This is a genomic window from Streptomyces sp. 13-12-16, assembly GCF_002114215.1.
Taxonomy (GTDB): Bacteria; Actinomycetota; Actinomycetes; order Streptomycetales; family Streptomycetaceae; genus Streptomyces.
In genome coordinates this window covers 3954-4977 of the sequence record NZ_NCTE01001419.1, presented here as the reverse complement: position 1 = coordinate 4977, position 1024 = coordinate 3954, and the positions used below count along the sequence as shown (strand labels likewise).

General features: G+C 77.1%; 2 protein-coding genes. One reads left to right on the top strand and one right to left on the bottom strand.

Features of this window, described 5'->3' with window-relative positions; all coding sequences use genetic code 11:
- Positions 1-481, top strand: a 481-nt coding sequence (locus tag B7767_RS47075; RefSeq protein ID WP_179167546.1) for a DMT family transporter, incomplete at its 5' end; no start/stop codon positions are given.
- A gap of 183 nt (positions 482-664) precedes the next feature.
- Here B7767_RS47075 and B7767_RS41885 read toward each other — a convergent pair.
- Positions 665-1024, bottom strand: a 360-nt coding sequence (locus B7767_RS41885) for a glycosyltransferase family 4 protein (RefSeq protein ID WP_143652988.1), incomplete at its 5' end; no start/stop codon positions are given.

The following is a 1024-nucleotide window of genomic DNA, read 5'->3' as shown; positions in this document are numbered from 1 at the left end:
GTCCTGGCTGCTGGCCGTCGGCACGGTCGCGGCCGTGGTGTGCGGTGCGCTCGCGACCGCGCGGATGCTGTCCGGCCCCTGGCGGGCCTCGGCGACGGCGCTCGCCGCGGGGGCGGTGATGGGCACCCAGTCCGTCCTGCTGGCCGCGACGGTGGACCGGCTCCGGCACGGACCGCTCACGGCCCTGGCCGCCTGGCAGACCTACGCCCTCGTCGCGGCCAGCGTCGGCGGTCTGCTGCTCATCCAGAGCGCCTTCCAGCAGGGCCCGCTGGCCGCGACCATGACGGTCCTGGACGCGACGGAGCCGGTGGTCGCGGTGGCCATGGGCACGCTCCTCTTCGACGAGGCGATCCACACGGGCTGGCCGGCCTCGGCGGTGACGTCGGCGGGGCTGGTCCTGGTGGCAGCGGGCATCGCGACCTTGGACACGTCACCGGTCATCGCGGCGTCGCACGGCCGGCACCGGGCCGCCGACGAGTGACCGGGCCCCGGCCGCCGGTTCTTTCGCCCCCGCCCGTACCGTCCCCGGGGGCTGCGCCCCCGGACCCTCGTTCGCACGGGGAAGGGGTGCGCGGGGAGAGCCGGGTGGTTCTGTCGTACGGCCGCTGCGGCCGCATCGTGGCTGTTCGCGCAGTTCCCCGCCCCCTGCAGGGGGCGGGGTGGCTCAAGCGGTACGGGAGGCGGCCCGGCGGGGCGTGCGGGCCGGCCGGGTCCAGACCGGGAGGAGGTCCTCCTCGAGGACGCGGTCCCAGGTGGGATGGGTGCTCCTGGACGTCTCCGCGGCCCGGCGCCGTACCGCCTCTCGTGCGGCGGGCCGCACGAGCAGCGGGTGCAGGGCGTCCGCCCAGGCCGACGGGGAGTCGGCCGGGACGACGACGCCGTCGAGCCCCGGCGCGGCCAGCCAGCGGGTGGTGTGCGCGCCCTCGGGCAGGACGACCGCCAGCCCGCACGCCATCGCCTCGGCGACGACGTTGCCGCTGGTCTCCGTACGGGACGGGAAGGCGAAGACGTCGCAGCCGGCGTA